23 protein-coding genes and 1 pseudogene are annotated in these 25,588 nt (G+C 70.7%); 14 read left to right on the forward strand and 10 right to left on the reverse strand.

Features of this window, described 5'->3' with window-relative positions:
* Nucleotides 1–69: 69 nt before the first annotated feature.
* Nucleotides 70–1,542 carry a PLP-dependent aminotransferase family protein gene (locus ABTV91_RS10495; protein ID WP_433851390.1) on the reverse strand — a complete coding sequence of 491 codons (1,473 nt, stop codon included), beginning with the start codon at nucleotides 1,540–1,542 and terminating at the stop codon, nucleotides 70–72.
* A 107-nt stretch (nucleotides 1,543–1,649) separates the two neighbouring features.
* On the opposite strand from ABTV91_RS10495, the gene ABTV91_RS10500 reads away from it, so the two are divergent.
* The 5 genes from ABTV91_RS10500 (at nucleotide 1,650) to ABTV91_RS10520 (ending at nucleotide 6,996) form a co-directional block, all read left to right on the forward strand.
* Nucleotides 1,650–2,879 carry a benzoate/H(+) symporter BenE family transporter gene (locus ABTV91_RS10500; protein ID WP_433851391.1) on the forward strand — a complete coding sequence of 410 codons (1,230 nt, stop codon included), beginning with the start codon at nucleotides 1,650–1,652 and terminating at the stop codon, nucleotides 2,877–2,879.
* Nucleotides 2,876–3,667 (forward strand): YggS family pyridoxal phosphate-dependent enzyme, encoded by a 792-nt coding sequence (locus ABTV91_RS10505; RefSeq protein WP_433851392.1) that lies wholly within the window; start codon nucleotides 2,876–2,878, stop codon nucleotides 3,665–3,667. The genes ABTV91_RS10500 and ABTV91_RS10505 overlap by 4 nt, the downstream gene beginning before the upstream one ends.
* A 71-nt stretch (nucleotides 3,668–3,738) precedes the next feature.
* Entirely contained in the window at nucleotides 3,739–5,004 is a 1,266-nt protein-coding gene (glyA, locus tag ABTV91_RS10510; RefSeq protein ID WP_433851393.1) for a serine hydroxymethyltransferase, read from the forward strand.
* 97 nt (nucleotides 5,005–5,101) lie between these two features.
* Entirely contained in the window at nucleotides 5,102–5,992 is an 891-nt protein-coding gene (locus ABTV91_RS10515) for an MBL fold metallo-hydrolase (protein WP_433851394.1), read from the forward strand.
* 98 nt (nucleotides 5,993–6,090) lie between these two features.
* Entirely contained in the window at nucleotides 6,091–6,996 is a 906-nt protein-coding gene (locus tag ABTV91_RS10520; RefSeq protein WP_433851395.1) for a hypothetical protein, read from the forward strand.
* 122 nt (nucleotides 6,997–7,118) lie between these two features.
* Here the strand turns inward: ABTV91_RS10520 and upp are convergent, their stop codons facing one another.
* Nucleotides 7,119–7,751: a uracil phosphoribosyltransferase gene (upp, locus tag ABTV91_RS10525; RefSeq protein ID WP_433851396.1), complete on the reverse strand. Its 633-nt coding sequence runs from the start codon at nucleotides 7,749–7,751 to the stop codon at nucleotides 7,119–7,121.
* A 198-nt stretch (nucleotides 7,752–7,949) separates the two neighbouring features.
* Between upp and ABTV91_RS10530 the strand changes: the two genes are divergently transcribed.
* The 6 genes from ABTV91_RS10530 to ABTV91_RS10555 all read left to right on the forward strand — a co-directional run bounded on the left by ABTV91_RS10530 (nucleotide 7,950) and on the right by ABTV91_RS10555 (nucleotide 17,381).
* A complete protein-coding gene (locus tag ABTV91_RS10530; RefSeq protein ID WP_433854170.1) occupies nucleotides 7,950–10,463 on the forward strand; it encodes a TonB-dependent receptor in 2,514 nt (837 codons plus the stop codon).
* Nucleotides 10,463–11,575 carry a phytase gene (locus ABTV91_RS10535; RefSeq protein ID WP_433851397.1) on the forward strand — a complete coding sequence of 371 codons (1,113 nt, stop codon included), beginning with the start codon at nucleotides 10,463–10,465 and terminating at the stop codon, nucleotides 11,573–11,575. The genes ABTV91_RS10530 and ABTV91_RS10535 overlap by 1 nt, the downstream gene beginning before the upstream one ends.
* On the forward strand, nucleotides 11,572–12,939 hold the full coding sequence (locus ABTV91_RS10540) for a metallophosphoesterase (protein WP_433851398.1): 1,368 nt from the start codon (nucleotides 11,572–11,574) through the stop codon (nucleotides 12,937–12,939). Before ABTV91_RS10535 ends, ABTV91_RS10540 begins: the two co-directional genes overlap by 4 nt.
* 10 nt (nucleotides 12,940–12,949) lie before the next feature.
* On the forward strand, nucleotides 12,950–13,561 hold the full coding sequence (locus ABTV91_RS10545) for an inorganic diphosphatase (protein ID WP_433851399.1): 612 nt from the start codon (nucleotides 12,950–12,952) through the stop codon (nucleotides 13,559–13,561).
* Nucleotides 13,562–13,812: 251 nt separating this feature from the next.
* Complete coding sequence (locus ABTV91_RS10550) at nucleotides 13,813–14,403, forward strand: ECF-type sigma factor (RefSeq protein ID WP_433851400.1); 591 nt, start codon at nucleotides 13,813–13,815, stop codon at nucleotides 14,401–14,403.
* Nucleotides 14,400–17,381, forward strand: coding sequence for a protein kinase domain-containing protein (locus ABTV91_RS10555; RefSeq protein ID WP_433851401.1), 2,982 nt, complete (start codon nucleotides 14,400–14,402; stop codon nucleotides 17,379–17,381). The genes ABTV91_RS10550 and ABTV91_RS10555 overlap by 4 nt, the downstream gene beginning before the upstream one ends.
* Nucleotides 17,382–17,415: 34 nt before the next feature.
* Here the strand turns inward: ABTV91_RS10555 and ABTV91_RS10560 are convergent, their stop codons facing one another.
* The 7 genes from ABTV91_RS10560 to ABTV91_RS10590 form a co-directional block, all read right to left on the reverse strand.
* Nucleotides 17,416–17,808, reverse strand: coding sequence for a hypothetical protein (locus ABTV91_RS10560; protein WP_104938703.1), 393 nt, complete (start codon nucleotides 17,806–17,808; stop codon nucleotides 17,416–17,418).
* Between the two features lie 55 nt (nucleotides 17,809–17,863).
* Nucleotides 17,864–18,490, reverse strand: coding sequence for a DUF6348 family protein (locus tag ABTV91_RS10565; protein WP_433851402.1), 627 nt, complete (start codon nucleotides 18,488–18,490; stop codon nucleotides 17,864–17,866).
* A gap of 220 nt (nucleotides 18,491–18,710) precedes the next feature.
* Nucleotides 18,711–19,415, reverse strand: coding sequence for a hypothetical protein (locus tag ABTV91_RS10570; RefSeq protein WP_321990383.1), 705 nt, complete (start codon nucleotides 19,413–19,415; stop codon nucleotides 18,711–18,713).
* Nucleotides 19,412–20,371, reverse strand: a complete 960-nt coding sequence (locus ABTV91_RS10575; RefSeq protein WP_433851403.1) for a hypothetical protein — start codon at nucleotides 20,369–20,371, stop codon at nucleotides 19,412–19,414. Before ABTV91_RS10575 ends, ABTV91_RS10570 begins: the two co-directional genes overlap by 4 nt.
* An 82-nt stretch (nucleotides 20,372–20,453) precedes the next feature.
* Nucleotides 20,454–20,684 (reverse strand): hypothetical protein, encoded by a 231-nt coding sequence (locus ABTV91_RS10580; protein ID WP_104938707.1) that lies wholly within the window; start codon nucleotides 20,682–20,684, stop codon nucleotides 20,454–20,456.
* Nucleotides 20,685–20,892: 208 nt separating this feature from the next.
* Entirely contained in the window at nucleotides 20,893–21,378 is a 486-nt protein-coding gene (locus tag ABTV91_RS10585) for a hypothetical protein (RefSeq protein WP_433851404.1), read from the reverse strand.
* A 35-nt stretch (nucleotides 21,379–21,413) separates the two neighbouring features.
* Nucleotides 21,414–21,893: a DUF2628 domain-containing protein gene (locus ABTV91_RS10590; protein ID WP_158681839.1), complete on the reverse strand. Its 480-nt coding sequence runs from the start codon at nucleotides 21,891–21,893 to the stop codon at nucleotides 21,414–21,416.
* 300 nt (nucleotides 21,894–22,193) lie between these two features.
* Here ABTV91_RS10590 and ABTV91_RS10595 point away from each other — a divergent pair, with 300 nt between their 5' ends.
* Nucleotides 22,194–22,655 (forward strand): hypothetical protein, encoded by a 462-nt coding sequence (locus tag ABTV91_RS10595; RefSeq protein WP_233996336.1) that lies wholly within the window; start codon nucleotides 22,194–22,196, stop codon nucleotides 22,653–22,655.
* Nucleotides 22,656–22,815: 160 nt separating this feature from the next.
* On the opposite strand, the pseudogene ABTV91_RS10600 reads toward ABTV91_RS10595, so the two are convergent.
* Nucleotides 22,816–23,745 (reverse strand): annotated as a pseudogene (locus ABTV91_RS10600) (LysR substrate-binding domain-containing protein); the annotation flags it as partial.
* 125 nt (nucleotides 23,746–23,870) lie between these two features.
* Here ABTV91_RS10600 and ABTV91_RS10605 point away from each other — a divergent pair.
* Together ABTV91_RS10605 and ABTV91_RS10610 are read left to right on the forward strand one after the other, a co-directional pair.
* Nucleotides 23,871–24,098, forward strand: a complete 228-nt coding sequence (locus tag ABTV91_RS10605) for a hypothetical protein (protein WP_240212703.1) — start codon at nucleotides 23,871–23,873, stop codon at nucleotides 24,096–24,098.
* Between the two features lie 210 nt (nucleotides 24,099–24,308).
* Complete coding sequence (locus ABTV91_RS10610) at nucleotides 24,309–25,529, forward strand: efflux RND transporter periplasmic adaptor subunit (protein WP_433851405.1); 1,221 nt, start codon at nucleotides 24,309–24,311, stop codon at nucleotides 25,527–25,529.
* Nucleotides 25,530–25,588: the final 59 nt, after the last annotated feature.

Here is a 25,588-nt window from a genome sequence, read left to right on the forward strand (position 1 = left end):
GTACCCGCAGCCTGGCACGAAACCCCGCCTCGCGGCGGGGTTTCGCGTTTCCGGGCAAGCCGCGCGGGCTCAGCGTTCGAGGCCGCGCAACACGCTGGCCAGTCTGCGTACCGCCGCTTCCAGTTCGTCCGGCGCGTGTGCGGCGAAGCCCATCAGGAAACCGGCCTCGCCCGCGTCCCCGGCGTACAGTCCGCCCAGCCCCAGCAGGTCGATGCCAGCGCGGCGGGCCGCATCCACGGCGCTGGCTTCGGCGATGTCGCGGGTGAGGAGGCAGGGCATCTGCATGCCGCCGGCCGGTACGCGCGGCTGCAGGTAATCGCCAAGGTGGCGGCGCACCAGGCGCGCCAACCGGTCGCGCCGCTCGCCATAGAGCTGGCGCATGGCGCGCACATGGGCGCCGAAATGGCCGCCCTCGATGAAGCGCGCCAGGGTCAGCTGCGGAATCGGTGCGCTGTGGCCGTCCAGCAGCGTGCGCGCCACGGTCATCGGTTCCACCAGCGCCGCCGGCAGCAGCATGTAGCCGATGCGCAGGCCGGGGAACATCGATTTGGTGAAGGTGCCGATGTAGATTGTGCGTTCGTGCGGGTCCAGCCCCTGCACGCAGGCGGTGGGCTTGCCGGCGTAGTGGAACTCGCTGTCGTAGTCGTCCTCGATGATCCAGGCGCCGTGCCGCCGCGCCCATTCGATCGCGGCCAGGCGCCGGTCCAGCGCCAGGGTGGCGCCGGTCGGGAACTGGTGCGACGGGGTCAGGAACACCGCCCGCGCCGGCGCCGCGTCGTGCAGCCGCTCCACGCGCATGCCGTCGGCATCCACCGGTACGGGCACGCATTCCAGGCCGGCCGCCTCGAACGCCCGGCGCGCGCCGTGGTAGGCCGGGTCCTCGATGAAGATGCGGTCGCCGGCATCGAGCAGCACGCTGGCGCACAGCGCTAGCGCCTGTTGCGAGCTGGTCAGCACCAGCACGCGTGCGGGCGTGGCGTGGGCGCCGCGTTCGAGGTTGAGATAGTCGGCGATGGCCTGCCGCAACGCCGCCATGCCCTGTGGCGGGCTGTGCAGCAGGGCGGCGCTGCCGTGTTCCCTGAGCACCTGCCGTTGCAGGCGTTCCCATGTCTGCAGCGGGAAGTGGCGGGTCTCGGGCAGGCCGGGCGCGAACGCCCGCGGGGCGAGGAAATCGCGCACGCCGCCGTCCCGGAACAACGCCGCGCCGCGCCGGCTCAGCGCCGCCGCCGCCGGCGGGCCAACGCGACGCGCTCCGGCGCGGCGGCGCCGCACGCGTTCGGAGACGAAGCTGCCGCTGCCCACGCGGCGCTGGATGAAGCCTTCGGCGTGCAACTGGCCGTAGGCGGCCTCGATGGTGTCGCGGGAGACCGCCAGCGAGCGGGCCAGTGCGCGCGACGCCGGCAATGGCCGGCCCACGTCGATCGCACCGTCGAGGATCAGCTGGCGCAGTGCGCGCTGGATGCGTGCGTGCAGGGGCAGGCCGGCGTGCGCCGGGTCGACGAGCCAGGCCTTTACCGATTCGAGCTGGGCATGGCGAAACAATTGGCCGGTATCCGATGTGGAAAGTGGATGGGTAAATCAGTCCATTGCGCGGCTATAAAACAGCCCCGGGGTCGCCCCCGTCAATCGCCTGGAGTCCGCATCCGCCCATGCCATCCCCTCCCGTTCCCGCGCTGCGCCTGCGCGATCTGCCGCATCCGGTCATGGCCGGGCTGGTGTCGGTCATCGTCAATTACGGAGGCACCTTCATCCTGGTGTTCCAGGCCGCCGAGGTGGCCGGGTTGGGGCCGCAGCTGACCGCCTCGTGGGTATGGTCGGTTTCCATCGGTGTGGGCCTGACCGGGCTGCTGCTGAGCTGGCGCTACCGTGAGCCGGTCATCACCGCATGGTCGACGCCGGCCGCCGCGTTCCTGGTTACCGCGCTGGCGACCACCCCCTGGGCCGAAGCCGTCGGGGCGTTCCTGCTGTCGGCCGCGGGTTTCGTCGTACTGGGCCTGTCCGGAAGGTTCGAGCGGGTGATCCGGCGGGTACCGCCGGGAGTGGCGGCCGGCCTGCTGGCAGGCATCCTGCTGCAGTTCGGGATCAAGGCATTCGCCGGGCTGGACCTCGACCCGCTGCTGGCCGGGGTGCTGGTGCTCGCCTACGTGGTGCTCAGGCGCTTGAGCGCGCGCTATGCGGTGATCGGCGTCCTGCTGGCGGGGCTTGGCCTGCTGCTGTTGCAAGGACGCATCGACCTGCATGGTCTGGAGCTGCGCCTGGCCACGCCGGTGTTCACGATGCCGGTGTTCACTCTCAATGCCCTGTTGGGCGTGGCGCTGCCGTTGTTCCTGATCACCCTGACCGGGCAGTACATGCCGGGCATGCTGGTGCTGCGCAATGATGGCTTCCGCACCCCCGCCGATCCCATAGTTACCGCGACCGGGCTCGGTTCGCTGCTGATGGCGCCGTTCGGTTCGCATGCCTTCAACATCGCGGCGATCACGGCGGCGATCTGCACAGGGCGCGAGGCGCACGAAGATCCCTCCCGCCGATGGATCGCCGGCGTCGCCGCCGGTGTGTTCTACATCCTAGTCGGCGTGTTCGGGGTGACGCTGGCAGCGGTATTCCTGGCGCTGCCGGCGACCTTCATCACCACGCTGGCGGGGCTGGCCCTGCTTGGCACCCTCGGTAGCAGCCTGGCCGCGGCGGTGGCCGATGCCCGCACCCGCGAGGCGGCGCTGATCACCTTCCTGGCCGCGGCCGCCAACATCACGCTGTTCGGTATCGGCGGCGCATTCTGGGGGCTGGTGATCGGGTTGCTGGCGCACCTGCTTCTCAACGGCCGGCTGCCGGACGGGCGCCCGGCATCGGTCGCCGACGCCGGAGCAACCCGTCCATGAACCCGGCCCCCCCGACTTCGCACGACCGACACGGCCGCTACCCTCAGGCGCTCACGGTCGATGATGTCCGCCGCAACCTGGCCGCGGTGCAGGCGCGCATCGACGCGGCCTGCCGCCGCGCCGGCCGCGACCCGGCCAGCGTGCGCCTGCTGCCGGTGAGCAAGACCATCGACGAGGCGCGCATCCGCCAGGCCTACGCCGCCGGCTGCCGCTTCCTCGGCGAGAACAAGGTGCAGGAGGCGCACCACAAGTGGGAGGCCATGCAGGACCTGGCCGACCTGCGCTGGTCGGTGATCGGCCACCTGCAGACCAACAAGGCCAAGCTGGTGGCGCGCTTCGCCAGCGAGTTCCAGGCGCTGGACAGCCTGCGCCTGGCCGAGACCCTGGACCGTCGCCTGCAGCTGGAAGGCCGCCCGCTGGACGTGTTCGTGCAGGTCAACACTTCCGAAGAGGACAGCAAGTACGGCCTGGCGCCAGCCGACGTGCCGGCCTTCCTCCGCGAGCTGCCGCGGTTCCCGGCCCTGCGCGTGCGCGGGCTGATGACGCTGGCGCTGTTCTCCGACGATGCCGAGCGCGTGCGCGCCTGCTTCGTGCGCCTGCGCGGGCTGCGCGAGCGCCTGCGCCAGGAGGCGCCGGACGGCGTCGGCCTGGACGAGCTGTCGATGGGCATGTCCGGCGACTTCGAGATCGCCATCGAGGAAGGCGCCACCGTGGTGCGCGTCGGCCAGGCCATCTTCGGCGCGCGCGCGGTTCCGGACAGCCACTACTGGCCAGTCGCCGGCCCATGAGCCCATACGTTTCTTCCCCACCCGTCGGGTCCGCCGTTCCGGCCCCGATCCACGCCCCGGAGTTGCCCCCAATGCATGACCCATCGCCGAGCCTTGCCGATTTCGATCCCGAACTGGCCGCGGCCATCCATGACGAGGAGTGCCGGCAGGAGGATCATGTCGAACTGATCGCATCGGAAAACTACGCCAGCCCGCGCGTGCGTGCCGTGCAGGATTCGGTGTTCACCAACAAATACGCCGAGGGTTATCCCGGTCGCCGCTACTACAGCGGCTGCGACAACGTGGACGTGGCCGAACGCCTGGCGATCGAACGCGCGCGGCAGCTGTTCGGCTGTGATTATGCCAACGTGCAGCCGCACGCCGGGGCCCAGGCCAACGCCGCGGTGTTCCTGGCCCTGGCCAGCCCGGGCGATACGGTGATGGGCATGAACCTGGCACAGGGCGGCCACCTCACCCATGGCAATCCGTCCAATTTCTCTGGCCGGCATTACCGCATCGTGCCGTACGGGCTCGATCCGGAGACCGGGCTGGTCGACTACGACGCGATGGAGCGCATCGCGCTGGAAGCGCGTCCGCGCCTGCTGATCGGCGGCTTCTCGGCCTACTCGCGGCACAAGGACTGGGCGCGCATGCGTGCCATCGCCGACCGCGTCGGCGCGCTGTTCTGGGTGGACATGGCACATGTGGCCGGGCTCGTCGCTGCCGGTGAGTACCCGGACCCGCTGCCGCACGCGCACGTGGTCACCAGCACCACGCACAAGACCCTGCGCGGCCCGCGTGGCGGCCTGATCCTGGCCAGCGGGCAGGCCGCCGATTTCTACCGGAAACTCGATTCGGCGGTGTTCCCCGGAGTGCAGGGCGGCCCGCTGATGCACGTCATCGCGGCCAAGGCGGTTGCCTTCAAGGAGGCTCTGCAACCGGACTTCAGGGTCTACCAGCGGCAGGTGCTGGCCAACGCCCGGGCGATGGCGGCGGCGATCCAGCGGCGCGGTTACCGGATCGTCTCCGGTGGCACCGACAACCACCTGATGCTGATCGACCTGCGCGACCGCCCCTATACCGGCAGGGACGCCGACGCGGCACTGGACGAAGCCGGCATCGCCACCAACAAGAACTCGGTGCCGGGCGATCCGCGCCCGCCGCTGGTCACTTCGGGCCTGCGCATCGGCACCCCGGCGGTAACCACGCGCGGCTTCGGCGTGGCCGAATGCACGCAACTGGCCGGCTGGTTGTGCGACGTGCTCGATGCGCTGGGCGACGGTGCGCAGGCCCAGGTCGCCGCACGCGTCCGCCAGCAGGTCGTGGCGTTGTGCCGGGCGCACCCGGTGTATCGCTGAGCATCGCCGGTGGCGCCGGGAGGCGCGCCCACGGGGGGCGTTCTACGGCGCGGGTCGCCTTGCGAATATTTAACGCGGCGACGGTAGAATTTTTCATATGAAACTATGGTCGATCCGTGGCAACAGCCAGAAGCTGGACGGCGGGGCGATGTTCGGCAACGCGCCCAAGGCCGTGTGGGAAAAATGGACGCCCGCCGATGAGTTGAACCGCATCGAGCTGGCCTGCCGGGCGCTGCTGGCCAGCCCGCTTGGCGGCAAGACGGTGCTGTTCGAGACCGGCATCGGCGCGTTCTTCGAGCCGAAGCTGCGCGAGCGCTACGGCGTGCAGGAGCCGCGGCACATCCTGATCGATTCGCTGCGCGAGGCTGGTTTCGAGCACGAGGACATCGACGTGGTGGTGCTCAGCCACCTGCATTTCGACCATGCCGGCGGCCTGTTGGCGCCGTGGTCGGAAGGACGCGCGCCGGAGCTGCTGTTCCCCAACGCGACCTTCGTGGTCGGTGCTTCGCACTGGGAGCGCGCCCGCCACCCGCATCCGCGCGACCGCGCCAGCTTCATCCCGGAACTGCCCGGCCTGCTCGAAGCCAGCGGTCGCCTGGAAATCGTGTCGGGCGAACACTCGCGGGCGCTGGGCGAATCGGTGCGTTTCAGCTTCAGCGACGGGCATACGCCGGGGCTGATGCTGGCCGAAATCGTCGGCCCCGAGCGCATCGACGGCCAGCCGCATGGCGGCCTGGTGTTCTGCGCCGACCTGATCCCCGGCCGTTCCTGGGTGCACGTGCCGATCACCATGGGCTACGACCGCAATGCGGAGCTGCTGATCGACGAGAAGCGCGCCTTCCTCGAGGACAAGCTCGCCCGCAACGTGCATTTGTTCTTCACCCACGACCCGCAGTGCGCGATGGCGCAGGTGACGCGCGACGAGAAGGGCCGGTTCGGCGTCGCCCACGAAGTCGCCGAGCTGCGCGCGCGTCCGCTGGCTGCATGAAAAAGTGACTTCCGGCACCCCGCGCCGGTGACCGCCGGCTCCTGCCCGCGGGCGGCGCATTGCGCACACTGGTCCCGTCTTCCAACGCGGGATCTGCCATGAAACAACAACAGGACAGCCGTTTTTCAGCGCGAAGCCACTCGAGGGGCGGCGCGCAGGGGCGCGTCACGAGCAAACGCTCCTTCCTGCGCGGGCTGTTCGCCGTGGCGCTGGCATCGCTGGCCCTGGCCCAGCACGCCTTCGCCGCGCCCAGCGCCACGGTGCCGCTGCAGGTATCGCCCGAACGCGCCACCACGCTGGCTGTCTGGGAGCCGGCGCAGGCGCGCGGCGTGGTGCTGTTCTCCACCGGGCATGGCGCCTGGCCGGAACGCTACGACCGCCTGCTGCAGACCTGGGCCGACGCCGGCTTCGTGGTGCTGGCGCCGCTGCACGTGGACTCGGTCCGGTATCCGGAACGGGAAAAGTTCTCGCTGCAGCAGGGCTTCGGCGAGCGCCTGGCCGACATGCGCGCGACCAGCGCCTATGCGCGTGCGCGTTGGCCGGGCCTGCCGATGGCGGCGGCCGGGCACAGTCTTGGCACGCTGATCTCGGCGGTGCAGGGCGGGGCCCTGGCCGGGCTCGGGCCGCTGCGCGATCCCGGCGCGGTGGCGGTGCTGGGCTACTCCTCGCCGGGCCGGATCCCGGGGCTGATCGGGCCCGATGCCTATGCGACGCTGGCGGTGCCGCTGCTGCTGGTAACCGGTGACGAGGACCTCGTGCCGGGTTTCGTCACCGACCCGGCCGACCACCTGTACCCGGTGCAGACCGCGCCGGCCGGCGACAGGCAGGCCGTGGTGCTGGCCGGCGGCGGGCACAACCTGATCGGCGGCGAGCCGGAGCCGTTGTTCGAGCGTGCCCGGCAACTGGGCACCGCCTTCCTGCAGGCCGAACTGCTGGGCGATGCGCGCGCGCGGCAACTGCTCGATGCGCCGCCGCCGGCCGGCGAACGCCGGGTAAGCCGCTGAGCGTACGCCGTTCCGGCGCAGGGCGGATCGCCATCGATCCGCCCTGCGGCGCTGTTTCCGCCGGTGCGCACGCGGCGGCGGAAGCGGACGACGATCGACCGCAGGTGAGGGCGTGGTGCCGCTCAGTGCATCCGCGTACCGAAAATGCGGTCGCCGGCATCGCCCAGGCCGGGCAGGATGTAGCCCCGCTCGTTGAGCCGTTCGTCGATGGCCGCGGTATAGATCTCCACGTCCGGGTGCGCGGCCTCGACCGCGCGCAGGCCCTCGGGCGCGGCGACCAGGAAAATGCCCTTGATGCGGCGTGCGCCGGCGCGCTTGAGCATATCGATGGTGGCGATCAGGGTGCCGCCGGTGGCCAGCATCGGGTCCAGGATCAGCGCGTCGCGCTCTTCCAGGCGTCCGGTCAGGCGTTCGAAGTAGGGCACCGGCTGCAGGGTTTCCTCGTCGCGCTGCAGGCCGACCACGCTCACGCGCGCGGCCGGGATCAGCGACAGCACGCCGTTGAGCATGCCCAGCCCGGCGCGCAGGATCGGCACCAGGGTGATCTTGGCGCCGGCGATGCGCTGCACCGTGACCGGGCCGGCCCAGCCCTGCATGGTGCAGGGTTCGGTTTCCAGGTCGGCGGTGGCTTCGTAGGCGAGCAGGCTGCCCAGCTCGTCGGTCAGCTCGCGGAACTCCTTGGTGCTGAGCGAGGCCTGTCGCATCAGGCCGATTTTGTGCTGCACCAGCGGGTGGCGTACTTCGACGATCTTCATGGTCGGACGTGCAAAGAGGGGAGGCCCGCATTCTGCCGGATCGCCGGGCCGAACCCCAAGCCGGGCCGGGGAAACCGCACGCATGTCACGGCCATGCAATCTTGCGGACATACCGTGCAGACCCATTCTTAACAGGAATGGGGCTTCCCAGTGCATATCAAGACTCCGTTGGCCGTTGCCATCACCCTGACCCTGGCGATGGGCGCCACGGCACCCCGGCAGGCGGCCGCACAGCCGGCGCTCGCCGCTGCCGGCACCGCGACGGCCGACGCGATCGACCTGGACCGCGTCGAAGTGCGCGCCCAGCTCGAATCGCAGGTCCGCGCGGTCGATCTCAAGCGCAGCAGCGATGCCATCGAGGACGCGGTGTCCTCCGATGCCCTGGGCCAGTACCCGGACAAGAACGTGGCCGAATCGCTGCAGCGCCTGCCCGGCGTCAGCGTGACCCGCGACCAGGGCGAGGGCCGGTTCGTGGTCATCCGTGGCCTGGATGCCAACCTCAACAGCGTTAGCGTGGATGGCATCGCCGTGGGTACTCCGGAAGATTCCAGCCGCGCGGCGCCGCTGGACGTGATTCCCTCCGACTCCACCGAGCGCCTGCGCGTGGTCAAATCGCCGACGCCGGACATGCCCGGTGATGCCATCGGCGGTGCCGTGCTGGTGGAGTCGGCCTCGGCCTTCGACCGCGAGGGCCGCAGCCTGCGCGGCAAGATCGAGGGCAGCCACCAGCAGCTGTCCGGCCAGACCAGCCCCAAGGCCGCCTTCAACTACAGCGAAGTGTTCAGCGACACCTTCGGCGTGGCCGTCGGCGTGAACTACCAGAAGCGGAAGTTCGAGTCGGACAACACCGAGGTGGAGTACGACGGCGAGGACGACGCCGCGCCTGGCGATGTCACCGCGATCAACCTGCAGCACCGCAAGTACGAGATCGAGCGCAGGCGCATCGGCGCCAACCTCAACCTCGACTGGCGCCCGGACGAGGACAACAGGTACTACCTGCGCACGCTGTACAGCCAGTTCGACGATGCCGAGACCCGGCAGCGCGTGATCTTCAACTTCGACGACGCGGACATGGTCAGCACCGGTACCGACCAGTACCGCCTGGACGACATGCCGGGCGATGCCATCGACAAGCGCATGCGCTACCGCACCAAGAAGGAAAACACCTTCGCGGCCAGCCTGGGTGGCGAGAACCGGCTGACCAACGCGGTGGTCGACTACAGGGTCGGCTATACCCGCACCGAAGAGCGGGTGAACGATGAAATGGAAGCGCGTTTCAAGCTGGATGGCGCCGATTTCAACGGCACGCTCGACCAGCGCGGCCGCCTGCCGGCCTACAGCTTCGACAACCCGCAGTGGCTGGACAACGGCAACTACGCCTTCGATCGTTTCGTGATCTCGCCCAAGCAGGTCAACGACAAGGAACACAGCGCGCAGGTGAACGTGCGCTTCGACGGCGACGGCAGCAGCATCAAGTTCGGCCTGCTGGGCCGCTGGCGCGACCGCGACGTGAATGTCGACGAGCGCGAACTGCGCGTCGGCCCGAAGGTGGCCCTGTCGGACTGGACCACCGGCTCGCCCGGCCACCGCCACGGCAACATGGGCGATGGCATGGATTCGGATGCCATGCGCGACTACTGGGCGGCCAACGGCGGCCAGTACGGCGCCCGCCCGCAGGATGTGGGCGACAACGCGATGACCTCGCTGGAAGAGGACTACGTGGCCAGCGAGGACATCTTCGCCAGCTACGCCATGGGTACCTGGGACGTGGGCGCGCTGCGCATCATCGGCGGCGTGCGCGTGGAGAACACCCGATTCAGGGCGGTCGGCAACCAGGTCGACGTGGCGGCCAACGGCCGCAGCTTCACCGTCACCCCGCGCGTGGCCAGCAGCAGCTACACCAATGTCCTGCCGGGCCTGCACCTGCGCTACGACGCGGCCGATGACTGGGTGCTGCGCGCCTCGGCCAACAAGACCGTCTCGCGCCCGTCCTTCGGCGACATTTCCCCGCGCGTGGGTTACAGCCGCGGCGACGAGGAAGTGCGCCTGGGCAACCCGGAGCTGGATCCGTACGAGTCGAACAACATCGACCTGTCGGTGGAGAAATACATCGGCAGCACCGGCATCGTTTCGCTCGGCCTGTTCCACAAGTCCATCGACGGCTACATCGTGGAAACCGTGCGCAGCAACGATCCGGCCCATGGCGGCTTCGACGTGACCCAGCCGATCAACGGCAACAAGGCCACCGTGCGGGGCGCGGAGTTCAACTGGCAGCAGCAGCTGGCGTTCCTGCCGGCAGGCCTGGATGGCCTGCTGGTCGGCGCCAGCGGCACCTGGCTGGACACGGAGTTCGACGCCGGCATCGAGGAGCGCGCCGGCGAGGACTTCATGCTGCCGCGCGCTTCCAGGCACGTCTACAGCGCGCACCTGGGCTATGAGAAGCATGGCCTGAGCACGCGCCTTGCGGCGGTATACCGCAGCCAATACCTGGACAGCATCGGCAAGGGCCGTGCCTTCGATATCTACGTGGCGCCGCATACCCAGCTCGACTTCTCGCTGGACTACCGGTTCAGCCCGCGGGTGAGCATGTACTTCGAAGCGCAGAACCTGCTGGACAAGCCGCTGGAGCTGTACCAGGGCGCGCGTTCGCGCACGCTGCAGATGGAAGAGTACGGCCGCACCTATGCGCTGGGCCTGAAGGTGGCGCTGTGATGGCGTGCTTCAGGATGCCGCTGGCCGCGGCGCTGGCCGCGCTCGTGGCGGCGGGCTGCAGCTCCGCTCCCGGCACCGCCCCCCCGGCCTCGGCTGCCCTGGAAGGCGCCGGACCGCGCGCGGTCGCGACCATCGCCGAGGCCTTCGCCACGCCGCTGACGCCGGCCGACAACATCGATTCGCCCGCGGCCTGGCGCGCGCCGGATGGCCGGCTGTGGCTGATCGCCACCGCCAAGGCCACGGACAAGCTGGTGGTGTACGACGGCAGCACCGGCGAGCGCCTGCGCGACGTGGGCGGCAGTGGCGCCGGACCGGGGCAGTTCGACCGCCCGAACGGCATCGCGGTGGTCGACGACCTGCTGTGGATCGTCGAGCGCGACAACCACCGCGTGCAGGTGCTGGCCCTGCCGGAGTTCAGGCCGCTGGCCACGTTCGCGGCGGAGGACCTGCGCAAGCCCTATGGCCTGTGGGTGGACCGCCGCGCCGACGGCTACAGCGTCTACGTCACCGATTCCTGGGACGATGGCGAGGACGCGCAGGGCAACGACATCCTGCCGCCGCTGGCCGAGCTGGACAGGCGCGTACGCCAGTACCACGTCACCCGCGACGGCGCGAAGGTGCAGGCGGAACTGGTGGCCAGCATCGGCGATACGAGCGAAGCCGGTGCGCTGCGCGTGGTCGAGTCGATCTGGGGGGATCCGGACAACGACCGCCTGCTGATCGCCGAGGAGGATGAAAGCTACGCCAGCGAATTCAAGGTCTACACGCTGGCCGGCCGCTTCACCGGCACCACCTTCGGCCGCGACGTGTTCAAGGCCCAGGCCGAAGGCGTCAGCCTGCGCACCTGCGGCAAGGGCGGCTGGTGGATCACCACCGAACAGGGCAAGCAGCGCAGCGTGTTCCACCTGTTCGACCGGCATACGCTGAAGCCGGTGGGGGCGTTCCAGGGCAATACGGTGGCCAATACCGACGGCATCTGGCTGATGCAGCAGCCCAGCGCGCGTTTCCCGCACGGCGCGCTGTATGCGGTGCATGACGACCAGGGCGTGGTGGCGTTCGACTGGGAGAGCATCGCCAGGCAGCTGGCCCTGCCGCTGGAGTGTGGCGCATGAGCGGGCATCGCGTGATGCGCGCGCTGGCGCTGGGCCTGCTGCTGGCGCTGCCGTCGATCGCGCCGGCGGCGGCAGAACCGAATACCCAGGTGCCGCCCGGCAGCCGCCACTACGCGGCGACGACGGTGCCGGACCGCATCGTCGCCTCGCCCGCGGCCGATCCCGCCCACGGTTTCGCCGTGGCGTGGCGTACCGATGGCAGCGTGCAGGCGCCGCTGCTGGAGATCGCCCCGGCCGGGGACTCACCGGCCATCGAGGGCATCCGCCAGGTGCGCGCGACCACTGGGGCACTGCAGACCGAAAACGGCCTCTCGCACCATCATCGCGCCGATGTCGACGGCCTGCAGCCGGACACCCAGTACGTCTACCGCGTGCAGGGTAATGGCAGCTGGAGCGCGTGGAACCAGCTGCGCACCCTGGCCGCCGCCGACCAGCCGCTGACCTTGCTGTACTTCGGCGATACCCAGAACAAGAACGCCAGCCACGTCAGCCGCGTGGTGCGCGCCGCGCAGAAGGCGACGCCGGAGGCGCGCATCAGCCTGTTCGCCGGCGACCTGGTCAGCGGTGGCGACGGCATGGACGACAGCGAGTGGGGCGAGTGGTTCGCCGCGACGGGCTGGCTGGCGCAGGAGACCCTGGTGGCGCCGGCGATCGGCAACCACGAGTACTTCGAGGAATTCGAGGACACCCCGCAGGAGCGGCGCGTGCTGGGCCGGCACTGGCCGGTGACGTTCGCGTTGCCGGGCAACGGCGCCACCGCCGCACGGCAGACCAGCTACTGGTTCGATGCGCAGGGCGTGCGCGTGGCGGTGCTCGACGGCACCTCGGCGCTGGACATGGGCACGGCCACGGCGCAGGCGCAGTGGCTGGACCAGGTGCTGGCCGGCAACCCGCGGCCGTGGACCATCGTGCTGCTGCACCAGCCGTTCTACTCGCCGCGCGAGGGGCGCGAGAACACCGCGCTGCGCGAGGTGCTGTTGCCGGTGGTGCATCGCCACAAGGTGGACCTGGTGCTGCAGGGCCATGACCACACCTATGGCCGCCGTGGCGAAGGGCAGGCGGCAACGCCGCAGTACGTGGTGTCCGTGGCCGGGCCGAAGCAGTACCGGCTCTCCGACGAAGCGCGCAGGACCATGGCCCCGGTGGCCGAGGACACCCAGCTGTTCCAGGTGCTGGACATCGACCCCCGGCGCCTCCGCTACGAAGCGCGCACCGTGACCGGGCGCCTGTACGACGCTTTCGAGCTGCGCCGCGATGCCGAGGGGCGCAAGGAACTCCGGGAGCTTGTCGAAGGGCGCATCGCCCCCCGCGACTGCCCGCGCGCGCAGACCGCCAAGGGCCGCGCCGACCGCTGCTGGGAGTGAGGACGCACCGATGACCAGACACCGCCGCATCGTTCCGCTGGCCGCCATCGGCGCGTCCCTGCTGCTGGCCAGCGCAGCGGCCGCCACCGATGCCGTGCTGCATCCGTTCCTGGCCGCACAGCCGGCGCAGGCCCCGCAGGAGGCCAACCTGGCGGTGGAGATCCCGGCCGGCAGCTTCACCAAGTACGAGATCAAGGAGGACGGCCTGGTGCACGTGGACCGCTTCCAGTCGATGCCGGTGGCCTATCCGGCCAACTACGGCTCGATGCCGCGCACGCTGGCCGGCGACAACGATCCGCTGGATGCGCTGGTGCTGACCCGCGAGCCGCTGCACCCCGGGGTGATCGTGCGCTTCCGCCCGATCGGCTACCTGAAGATGATCGACGACGGCGAGCACGACGAGAAGGTGATCGGGGTGCCGACCGACAAGGACGACCCGACCTATGCGCGCATCCGCGACCTGGCCGACCTGCCGGAAATCGAGCGGCAGCGGATCGAGGCCTTCTTCTGCGTCTACAAGGACCTGCCGCAGGGCCGCAACCCGGTGCAGCTCAACGGCTGGGGCAACGCGGCCGAAGCCCGGGCGCTGATCAGCGAGGCGATGCAGCGTTACGGCAGATAGACGCCGCATGCGCGGCTGGCCGGCCCGTCCGCCGTCGCCGCCCATGCTGGCTGGCGTGGCCGCTGTGCCGGACAAGGCGGGCCGCAGGCCGCGGATCGTTGCCGGCAGTGATGGGCCAGGGGGGACGCACGCACCACGGGCATGGCCGCCGCACCCGTGGCCGCGCGGGCAGTACGCAACCGCCCTGGACGGCAGGCTCCACCCTGGATGCTGGTACGCTTGGCGCGATGGCGGCAAGACGCGACTGGCGCATGGAATCCAGGGAAGACATCGAATACGAGGAGGAGATCGGCCAGCGGCTGCAAAGCCTGATCGGGGACCGGGTCGTGGACCTGTCGCAGCTGATGACCGACATGCAGGGGGAGCTGCGCCAGATCGCGCGCCACCGACGCCGGCGTGGCTCGGTGGGCGAGACCCTGTCCACCACGGCCCTGGTCAACGAGGCCTACCTTCGGTTCGCCTCCTCGCCGGAACTGTTCGACCGCATGGACCGCAGCCACTTCCTCGCCATCGCCTCGCGGGCGATGCGCAACATCGTCATCAACCATGCGCGCGACCGGCTGGCGCAGAAGCGCGGCGGCGGCGCGGCGCATGAAACGCTGGGCGAGGACCTGCTGGAAGCGGACTTCGCCGAGGCCTCGCGGCTGCTGGAACTCGGCGACGCGCTGGAACGGCTGGAGAAGGTGCGGCCGAGGCTGGCCCAGGTCGTCCACCTGCGCTATTTCGCCGGCCTGAGCGAAGAAGAAACCGGCGAGGTGCTCGACATAGACCGCAGCACGGTGCGGCGCGACTGGCTGAAGGCGCGCGGCTGGCTGTACGAACGGCTGCACCCGGACGCATGAGCGAATCCACGCCCGACGACTGGCGGCGCCGTGAGGCCCTGCTCGATCGCCTGCTGGACCTGCCGGAAGGCGCACGCGCCGCCTTCATTGCCGAAGTGGCGTGCGGCGATGCCGCGGATGCGGCGGCGCTGCGTCGCTGGCTGGCCGGCATCGAACGGTCGGCCGATTATCTGGTGCCGAAATCCGCGTCCGACCCGATCGGCCACGAAGGCGAGGTCGCGGGCAACTGGCGGGCGCTGCGCCTGATCGGGCGCGGTGGCATGGGCGAGGTCTGGCTGGGCGAGCGCGCCGACGGGCTGTTCGACAGGAAGGTCGCCATCAAGTTCATCCGCGGCGACCGCCCGGCGCTGGCGCGCAACATCGAGTCCGAGCGGCGCGTGCTCGCCGGGCTGCAGCACCCGGGCATCGTGCGCCTGCTCGATGCCGGCACGCTCGCCGACGGCCATCCCTACCTGGTCACCGAGCATATCGACGGCTGCACGCTCGATGCCTGGCTCGCCCATGCCCGGCCCGGTCTCGACGCACGCCTGGCGCTTTTCCGGCAGGTCGCCACGGCCGTGGCCTATGCGCATGAGCGCCTGGTCGTCCACCGTGACATCAAGCCGGGCAATATCCTCGTCGACGCCGGGGCGAACGCGCACCTGCTCGATTTCGGCATCGCCCGGGTGCTGGCGGGCGACGCCGATCCGGACGCCGCGGCGACCCAGATAGCGCTGACGCCGGAATTCGCCGCGCCGGAGCTGATCGTCGACAACAGCGCCAGCGTGCGTTCGGACGTCTACGCGCTTGGCGCGGTGCTGTACTTCCTGCTGTGCGGGCGCCCGCCACTGGCGCTGCAGGGGCTGGCGCTGGGCGCGATGGTCGCCCGGGTGCGCGACGAACCGCCCGGGCCCGCCACGGCGCGCGCGCCCGGGGAAGTGGTGCGCGGCGCATCGCAGCCGCTGCTGTCCGACCTGGACGCCATCGTGGACAAGGCGCTGTCCAAGTCCCCGTCCGCGCGCTACGGCACGGTGGACGCACTGCTGGCCGACATCGCCGCGGCGTGCGAACGGCGCCCGGTCGCCGCGCGCGCGCCCTCCGCGTTCGATCGCATGCGCCGCTACCTGCAGCGCCATCGCATCGGTGTCAGCGTGGCGGCGGCGCTGCTGCTCAGCCTGCTGGGCGGGATGGCCGGAACGCTGTGGCAGGCGCATGAGGCGCGACAGCAGCAGCAACGGGCCGAAGCGGAGGCGGCGCGCGCCACCGCGCAGGCGCTTACCGCCAATGCGGTGCGCGACTTCCTGATCAGCGTGTTCGAGTCGGCCAACCCCGAAGTCACGCTGGGCCGCACGCCGACCGCGCTGGACCTGGTCGACGCCGGCGTGCGCCAGGCCGGAAGCGGGCTTGCCGGGCAGCCGGCGATGCAGGCGCGGCTGTTCGAAGCACTGGGACGGACCTACATCGGCCTGGGCGAGTACGACAAGGCGAGAGCACTGCTGGAGAAGGCGCATGCCGCAGCGGCGGGACAACTGGGCGCCCGCTCGGAGCCCGCCGTCGCGCTGGCGAGCGCGCTGGCCGTGGCGGTGGGCCATGGCGACGGTCCGTATGACGGCGTGATCGCCCTGCTGGAGGACATCGTCGCCGTCGACCCGGGCGCATCGCCGGGGGCGATGCGGCAGTCCGCCATCGCCACCTACCAGTTGGCGGCGCTGCAGAAGCGGGTGGGGCGCCTGGACGCGTCCGAGGCCCATTTCCGCCGCGCGGTGGAGGTCCTGCGCGGGCTGGGCGCACCCGCCCAGGCCGATCTCGCCGAGGCGCTGCACCAGTACGCGGGCCTGGACGAAGCACGCGGCAGGCGCAACGAGGCGATCGCGCGCCTGCGCGAGGCGATCGCGCTGCGCGAGCGCGCCGGGACCGGGTCGGTGGCCGAGATCGATCTGCTGCGCGAGGAACTGGCCAACCTGCTGGGCAGCGCCGGCCACAACGACGAGGCGGTGGCGCTGCTGCGCGGGGTGGTGGCCTCCAGCCATGGCATCTACGGCCAGACGCACCCGCGTACGTTGCTGAGCTCCAGCTGGCTGGCGCGCGCCCTGGTGCGCGAATCGGCCTACGCCGAGGCGGATGCGATCCTCGTGCGGGTCCTGGCGCTTTCGCGCGCGCAGTTCGGCGAGGATGCCGAGACCACGGCGGGCGCGCGGATCGCCCTGGCCGCGTCGAAATTCGCGCAGGGCGACATCGATGCGGCCATCGCCCACGGCGAACAGGTGCGCCGCTATGCCGCCGCGCACGATGGCGAGGACGGCTACCGCACCATCGTGACGACGCAGAACCTGGCGCGCCTGCGCCTGGCCAATGGGGAGTACGCCGCCGCCGGGCGGATCGCGGCCGACGTGCTGGCCGCCCTCGGGCGGATCGGCTCCGGGCAGACCGCCGACGCGCTGGAGCTGATGGGCAACGCGCACCTGTACCAGGGTGACGCGGCGCGCGCGCGTGCGCGGCACCGCCAGGCGCTGCAGGTACTGCAGGACAACGGCGACGGCGCCGGCATCGATGCGCAGCTGCTCCGGATCGGGCTGGCCGAGGACGAACGCGACCTCGGCGATCTGGCTGCCGCGCGCGGGCACGCGCATGCGGCACTGGAAGGACTGGGGCGGCTGGACCCGGCAGCCACGGCCGACAGCGTGATCTTCGCGCGCTATCTGTTGGCGCAGTTCGACACCGCCGATGGCCGCTGCGATGCAGCCGGCGCCACGGCCATCCGCGCGCAGATCGCCGCGGCCGGCCGGCAGCCGCGGCTGCCGCCGCACGCGCGTTGGCGCGATGCGCACAGCAAGCTGGTGCTCGGCCTGTGCCTGCGCCAGCAGGGCAAGGCCACGGCCGACAGCGAGGCGCTGCTGGCCGGCAGCGCCCGGTGGCTGCGCCACTCGGCCATCGCCTCGCCGCACGCCCGGCGGCAGGCTGTGGCTGTCCTGCGCGCGCCAGCGCAGGGCGGCGCGTAGCAACACCGCACGGCGCACCCGCGCGAGGCGGGCATCAGGCCTGCGCTGGACGCCCCGGGATCGTGCCGGACGCGTAGGCGGCCCACAGCCCGGCCAGGAACGGGGTGTCTATCCCGAGCAGCGCGGCCTTGCCCAGCAGTTCGAAATCGTCGCTGACGCAACCGGCTACCTCGTGCTGGCAGGTGGCGCGGGAGGTCGCCAGGAAGGCCACTCTGCGCAGCACCCTTACCGCGCGCCTTCCCTCCGGTGCCATGCTGCGCGCCGACCAGGCGTGTTCGATCGTATGCCAGCTGGTGACCCACGCATCGTCGAAGGACGCCGACTCGCGGCTGTCCAGGATCGCGTCCAGATCGAGTCCCGCCAAACGGTCCGCGGCAAGCAGTTCCTGATCAAGGATCGAGCGCGTGCATGCCGCGATCCACCGCATCGCGGCGGGTTGCCGCGACCCGGGCCCCGGGTGCGGCGGCCAGTGACGCCCGTCCTCAGCCACGCGCGGGTGCAGGACCGATCAGGACGTACTGCCGGCGTGATTCGAACCCCGCGCCGGGCCAATCGCGTACGTGGGCGCGCAATGCCTCCACGCCCGCCGGCCAGTCCTCGCCGTTGACCCGGCGGTCGGCCATGGGGCCGCCGTCCACGTCGCGGGCGGCATGGAGCCGCACGCCGAACGTGCCGGTGCCATGTAGCTGCGGCGCGAATGTGTTCATGGCCGCGGTGAACAGGCAGCCGTCGCATGCCGGATGCGCCTGCGGACCATTCTCGCAGGTTCCGCTGGCCATGACGCGGGTGACGGCGCCGAGCCGCACGCGGCGTACGGCCACGCCGGGGTTCTGCGCCGTGCCGGGAAAGGTGATGTCCATCCAGGGGCAATGGCCCGGGCCGGGACCGGCCAGGTCGACGAACACGTTCCAGTCGGTGCGCGCCCATTGCGCGAAGCCGTCGCGCAGCGCATCGCCGGCCGAATCCTCGCTGCGGGCATGCTGATACTCGAAGCAGGGCCGGGACAGCAAGGCCGGATGAGCGATGTCCACCGTGGTGGTGAGCAGGGCATCCTCGCCATGCACGTGCTCCATGAACCCGGGCCACAGCCACAGTCCGTTGTCCGCCACGAGCCAGTCGCCCTGGCGCCGGGCGACGCAACCGGTGGCGGCGAGCGCATCGTGCAGCAGCTCGACCAGATCGATGTCCTCCGACCACCGCTCGATCCCGGCCCGGCTTGCTGAGGGCGTTCGAAGTCGAAGCGTACCCGGGAGGCCAGGCCCGGATTGGCCGGATGGCCGCGGGGCATGGCGCCAGCCGTGTCGGCGGCGCAGGGCGGGAGAGGCCGCGTCATGGCGTCGTTGGAGCGGTTGGAGGGACGTTGCCGGGATCGCCGCGTATCCAACGGAAGCAGCCGTCCATGGCGAACGAGGGCCGCATCGGGATCATCGCCTCCAGGTCGACGCCGAAGTATCGGTCCAGGCGATCGATATCGTCGATGACCCGGTCGCGGAAGTGCTGCCGGATCTGCTCGCGGGTATGGTTCGACCAGTCGTGGTTGCGGCCCGCTGACGGAAAGGCGAAGGCGTGGGCGATCTCCCGCTGCGGTGCGGTCAGCCGTGCGTGGCCCATCAGCATGGCCGTGTGCGCGATGGCCCGCCTGCCCGCGACCAGCGCCGTGCCATTGACGCAGCAGAGCTCGCCGACATCGAGCGTTCCCGCGCAGCCGACGGCGACGGGCAACCGGGCGAACCGTTCGCAGTAGAGGTTCCTTGCGCTCACGTCGCCCTCGACGCATCCATGGAAATAGAGCTCGTCGGCCACGATGTTCCCCAGTATCACCGGGTAGGCCCACATCGACCGGTCCCAGCCGACGCGCGGGAAGAAGTCGAGATCGAGCAGCAGCTTCCTTGCCTTCCTGTCGCCCCGGTAGACGAAGAATTTCCTGTCGCGCAGCGTCCTGCTGCGGCCGGCGGCGAGCCTGAGCGGTGATCCCTCGCTCAGTTCATCCTCGAACTCGGCGAACCGGAGCAGGCGCGGTGCCGGCGCGCTCATGGTTCACCCCGGCACAGGGCAAGGGAAAGCCGACCGGCGTCCTGGCGGCAGATCCAGAAGCGGGATTGACGGTGCTGGAGCAGCCGATAGGCGGACCTGCCACGCGGCATGGCCACCTCCTCCAGCGTCCCGTCGGAAATCGAGAACAGCCGCTGGCGGCCCCTCCACTCGTCGCCGGCGAACATCGGGCTCAGCAGCAGGTACCCGGCGCACGCCATGAAGGCCGCGCGGACGCCGCGTTTTCTGCCGTCGCCCGTGTTGCCGCCGCGCATCAGGACGCGCTCGACCCGGCCGGCGCGGTCGATCCGCGCCAGCGCCCAGTAGTCCATGCCCCACTTCTCGGCGGCCACGCTCTGGCTGCCGGGGACGAAGGCGTACAGGCCGCCATCGGCCGCCGACGCCAGGTGCCCCACCCGTGGAGACAGGCCCTGCGCCGAGGCCGGGCAATCGGCGCTGGGCTGGAGGGAGGCCAGGCCGCACCACTGCGCGCTTCGTTCGTCCACGCGCCATCGCAGTTCGGCGAAATGCCGCGCCTGTCCCAGGTAGGCCGGCGCCCGTTCCACGCAGACGAACGCAGGGGACCCGGCAGTGGCGGCAACCGAGGCCGCGTGCTTGCGCGCATACGGCGGGTAGACCTGATGCGGGTCGGCGATGCGCACGTGCAGGGCTTCGGCTTCCGGGTCGGCATGCAGGTGCAGGTCGTCGCGGCCGTCCAGCAGCGCCCAGGCCATGCCGCGGGTGAGCAGCACCGGCCTGTCTTCGCGGTCGTCGGGACGCACATGCGGCAATGGGCGCAGGTGTATCCGCGGCGAATCGGGATGCAGCTGCAGCAGGCTGTAGCCGCAGGTACGGCTTTCGACCAGGGCGATCAGCGTGCCATCGTCCAGCACCGCGGTATGCAGCACGGCGAAAGGAGCGGCGATGGCGGGCCACTCCCTGGCGAGGTGGAGCTTCATGCGCGGCGGGGACGGGCAGGGCGGCGGCATCGGCCGCAGGCGGGAGGAGCCGGAACCGGCGCCATGGGCATCACCGCCGGCGTCACAGGGTGCGCAGCCGCTTGAAGCCCAGCCAGGCGATGCGGCCGAACAGCAGCGCGCCCGCCAGGCCGATGGGGTAGGTGAAAAGTCCGCTGCGGAACAAGGCGAAACTACTGCGGGGATTCGGGCCGCTGAACAGGATGTACAGCGAGCCGGCGCACAGCAGTACGAGGAACAGGCTCGAAAGGAGGACGACAGGCTTCGACTGGCTGCCCTGCGAGGTATCGGTCATGGTGATTCCAGTGGGTTCGGGATGGGGTGGGGCGCGCAGCGCGGCATGCTGCCGCGGGCGCGGGCAGGGGTGTCCAGCGGCGGATGCAGCTCGGCTGTCGGCAGCTTGCGTTCGCCGCCGGCGGTCGCGGTGGGGGCCTGCGCCGACGCAGGAGCCGCCGGGCGTTCCGGCCCGCTGGCGACAGGTGTCGTGCCGGACCGGGGGCGCGTCATGGCGTTGCCGGCCGGACGGCCGCGGACAGCGAACGCCAGGCACGGCGCAGCACGTACGCGTAGACCAGGTGTATGGCGCCACGGCAGCACAGGATCAGGACCACGCCGACGGCGAACGCCGCTGCTTCGTCCGGATCCATGGCCGCCATGCGCAGCTGCATCGCATGGAGCACCAGCGCCATGCTGGCGCCGACGAACGCCAGCGCCACGCAGGCCAGCCAGCAGCCGGCGCGACGGCGCCGCAGCAGCAGGACGTCGCCGAGGATGCCGAAGGTCGCGGTACCGTACTGGATCAGGGTTTCGGCGATTGCGTGGGTGCGGTCGTAGTCGCCGATCTCGCCCCGCAGCAGGTTGGCGGTGCCGATGAGGGCGGCCAGGCCGACGATGACGCACAGCGCCAGGTCGATGCCCAGCCACCACCTGACGAAGCCGGGGTACGGCGCGACGGCAGGCAGGGAGCTGGCTGCGTGGTCCGGAGGCATGGGGAAGGATGCTGTCATGGTGAGCGCCCGGACGGTCAGAACGGACGCGACGGCAGCCAGCCCCTGTCGCCGTCGACCATGAAGGCGTAGTAGTCGCGCGGCGCCATGTAGCAGAAGACCGCGCTGCCGAGGAAGTTGACCATGCTGGCGATGGCCTCGCCGCCGATCATGTACAGCACGATGCTGAGCACGAGGATCGACGGGATGAGGATGGCCAGCAGCACCAGCCCTTTCTTCCACATGCCCTTGGCCAGGTAGTAGAAGAAGCCGAACACGAAGGCCAGCACCATGCTGGCCGCCGGCGGCTGGATGTCCTTCATCGCGGCCCGGCGTTTTTCCACGCTCCGCGGCAGCGCCTTGAAGGCGGGAAGCTGCAGCCCTCCCCACCTCTGGATGCCTGCGAAATAGCGCTTCCAGCGCTCGGATACTTGCAGTGTGTCGATGTCGACGGCGCTGGTGCTGGCGACGGCGACGGCGATGGGGGCGGCGGGGGCGGCATAGGGATCGTGGTTCACGCTGGACTCCGGTTCGGGGGAAAGGGGCGGATGCATCGCCCATACGGGAGCAATCACGGAACCGGCGCCGTTTGCGTCATTTATTTCGCGCTGGCTGCCGGGGGGCTTCGCCGGGTTGGCTGGGGCCTGCGCGGGTCGGGAACGGGCGCACGGCCGCGCGGCGAACGGCGTCGGCTTTCAGTGTTCGGGCGGGTGTGGCTGCCGCCCGCGCTGCCTATACTTGGCCCGGCCCGCCCACACCGCAGTGGCGCGGCGCAACCACCAGGGAGGAACGACATGCGCGCAGGCAGGATCAGGATCGTGACAGGGACAGCGCTGCTGCTGGCGGCCATGGCGGGGAGCGCGCTGGCGCAGCAGCCACCGCTGGAGGAGGAGCAGGTCAATCCTTCCGAGGTCGTGTTCGAGAACGGCCGCCCGTACGTGTACGCCGACGGCGCGATGCAGGCGCTGCGCACGCGCCGGCAAGACGGGGAGACCATTTACTACCGCATGGTCCGCTACGACCCGCAGGAAGGCTATGTGACCGGTGGCGACGGCGCGGCCGTGGCGAGCGCCGCCGCGCAGCCGTTCGCGGCGCCGCAGACGCCGATGCGCTACCACGGCGCCGGCCATCTGTACCGCCCGGATTTCTACAACAGCCCGTACAACCGCGATGCGCGCCAGCGCTACTCCGGCCCCGGTTACTTCGGCAGCTGCAGCCGCTACGACGGCTGCAAGGAAGTGCAGGTGGTGCCGCTGTGGCCCTACGGCCGCGGCAACTGACGCCAATTGGCAACAACGGCGGCCATCGGCCGCCGTTTCCGTTTCCGTCCCGCGACGCGTGCGCGGCTCAGGCGCTGAGCGCCTCCAGCACACGCAGCTCCGGTAGCTCCAGTCCGCGCTGGCAGTACGCCGGCTCGCGGTCGACCAGGTGCTTGGCGTTGGGGCACTGCAGCAACATGTAGTTGGCGTCCAGGTTGAGCTTCTCCACCAGGAAATCGACGAAGGCGCGCACCTTGGGCGAAACCATGCCGCCGCCGGCGAACACCGCGCTGAAGTCGTAGTCCGGGCCGGTCCAGCCGGCCAGCACGCGGCGCAGCATGCCCGATTCGATGAAGGGCTTGGCCATCACGTCGCTGCTGAGCATCAGCCCTTCGCCGGCCACCAGCATCGAGTTCAGCGCCGAGGCGTCGTTGGCGACCATCAGCGGATTGACCGCGAACTCCTGCATCTGCCCGCCGTCCTCGGCCAGCGACCAGACGAAGCGGTTGTTCTGGCTCTGGTGCTGTTTGCGCACCGCCAGCGTGCGGTGGTACTGCAGCTCGTCCGGGTGGCGCGGCTCGCCATGGCGCTGGATGTAGGCGGGGCTGGCGAACACCTGGGTGCGCAGGCTGCCGAGCTTGCGCGCGATCAGGTTGGAATCGGGCAGGGTGCCGATGCGCAGCGCCAGGTCGGTTTCGCCCGAGATCAGGTCCAGCATCTCGTTGCCCAGGTGCATGTCCACGCGGATTTCCGGGTACTGCGCCTGGAACTGGCCCAGCAGCGGCGCGATCCAGGTGATGCCCACCGAATACGGCACGGTGAAGCGCAGCCAGCCGCGAGGCCCGGACTGCAGCTGGCTGACCGCGCTCTCGGCCTGTTCGAGCTCGCGGGCGATGCGTTGGCAGTGCTCGTAGTAGACCGAGCCGGCCTCGGTCAGCCCCAGCCGGCGCGTGGTCCGGTGCAGCAGGCGCGCGCCGAGCCGTTCCTCGAGTTCCTGCACCTTGCGGCTGACCGTGGTCTTGGGCTGCCCGAGCAGGCGTGCGGCGGCGGTGAAACTGCCCTGTTCGACCACCTTGACGAAGATCAGCGTGTCGTTGAGATCGTTGGCCATGGGAGAGGTTCCTTCGGCAGCGGGATTGTGCCGGCGACGGGACGATTATTCCCTTCAATCCGTACTAATCAAGTATGGATTAGGGGCGTAACTTGGCGGCCTCCGCCCAGATCGGACCTGCAGCCATGCGTCTGCGCCACCTTCCTGCCTTCCAGCCGACGCGCCGCCTGCCGGCGTTTTCCACGGTCGACCGCCGCGCCTGGCGGGACAACGGCTTGAATCCACAGCACTTCGCCGCGCTGCGCGGGATGCGCGCGCCGGCGTCCTTGGCGCCGTCGCGGACGCTGGGTCGGCGCCTGGCCGAATGCTTCGCGGCGGCGTTTGTCCCGCCAGCGGGAGAAAAATTTCCGTGAGCGGGACAGTGCAGACGCCCGCGCACGCCCTCCACGGGCGCGGCAGCGCGACATCTGCGCGGAAGCGCGCAGCACGCGCGCGATCCGCGCTCCTTCCCCGGCTGCTGACAGCGGCTGTCAGCAGCCCCGCCGCACACTGCCGGACGCACCGGGCACCGGCCCGGTCAGCGACCGCCACGCCGCACCTCCTCCCCCTCCTGGACGCATGACATGAAAGGTATCTCCAGCCCCTCCCGAACCGCGCGACGCCTTGCCCTGGCGGGCGTGTCGGCGCTCGCCATCGCCATCCTCGCCGCCTGCAGCGGCGGCCACGCCCAGGAAGCCGGCGCGCCGCCGGCGCCAGAAGTCAGCGCCGCGCCGGTGCTGGTCAGGCAGGTCAGCCAGTGGGACGAGTTCAGCGGCCGCGTCGAGGCCGTGCAGAGCGTGGAACTGCGCCCGCGCGTGTCCGGCTACATCGACAAGGTCAACTACACCGAGGGCCAGGAGGTGAAGAAGGGCGACGTGCTGTTCACCATCGACGCGCGCAGTTACCAGGCCGAGTACGACCGCGCCCGCGCCGAACTGGCCCGCGCCCGCACCCAGGCCGCGCTGGCGCACAGCGAATCCGAGCGCGCGCGCCGCCTGGCCGAGCAGCAGGCCATCGCCGCCGAGACCGCCGAGCAGCGCCGCGCCGCCGCCGACCAGGCCGGCGCGGCGGTGCAGGCCGCGCAGGCGGCGCTGGACGCGGCCCGCCTCGACCTGGAGTTCACCCGGGTGCGCGCGCCGATCGACGGCCGCGCCGGCCGCGCCATGGTCACCGCCGGCAACCTGGTCACCGCCGGCGACAGCGCCAGCGTGCTGACCACGCTGGTGTCGCTGGACACCGTGCACGTGTACTTCGACGCCGACGAAGGCACCTTCCTGCGCTACGCGCGGATGGCACGCACCGGCGAGCGCCCGAGCGAGCGCGACCAGGCGCTGCCGGTGAAGGTGGCGTTGAGCGGCGAGGAGGGTTTCCCGCACGCGGGCAAGGTCGATTTCCTCGACAACCAGGTCGCGCGCAGCACCGGCACCATCCGCGTGCGGGCGCTGCTGGACAACCGCGACCGCCAGTTCACGCCGGGCCTGTTCGCGCGCGTGCGGCTGCTCGGCAGCGGCGAGTTCGACGCGCTGCTGATCGACGACAAGGCGGTGCTGACCGACCAGGACCGCAAGTACGTGTACGTGGTCGACAAGGACGGCAAGGCGCAGCGCCGCGACGTCGAGCTCGGCCGCAGCGCCGAGGGCCTGCGCATCGTCGAGGCCGGGCTGGCGCCGGGCGACAGGGTGATCGTCGACGGCGTGCAGAAGGTGTTCATGCCGGGCATGCCGGTGCAGGCCAGGGCGGTGGCGATGCAGCGCGCGCCGGCCGTGGCCGCTGCCGGCGGCCGCGCTGCCACCGCGCTGAACTGAGCCACGTTTCCGCCTGACGCCGGCCACGGCCGGCCGCCTGGCCTTTGCCCGCACGGGCG

This window comes from Stenotrophomonas nitritireducens (assembly GCF_050984405.1).
Lineage (GTDB): Bacteria > Pseudomonadota > Gammaproteobacteria > Xanthomonadales > Xanthomonadaceae > Stenotrophomonas > Stenotrophomonas nitritireducens_B.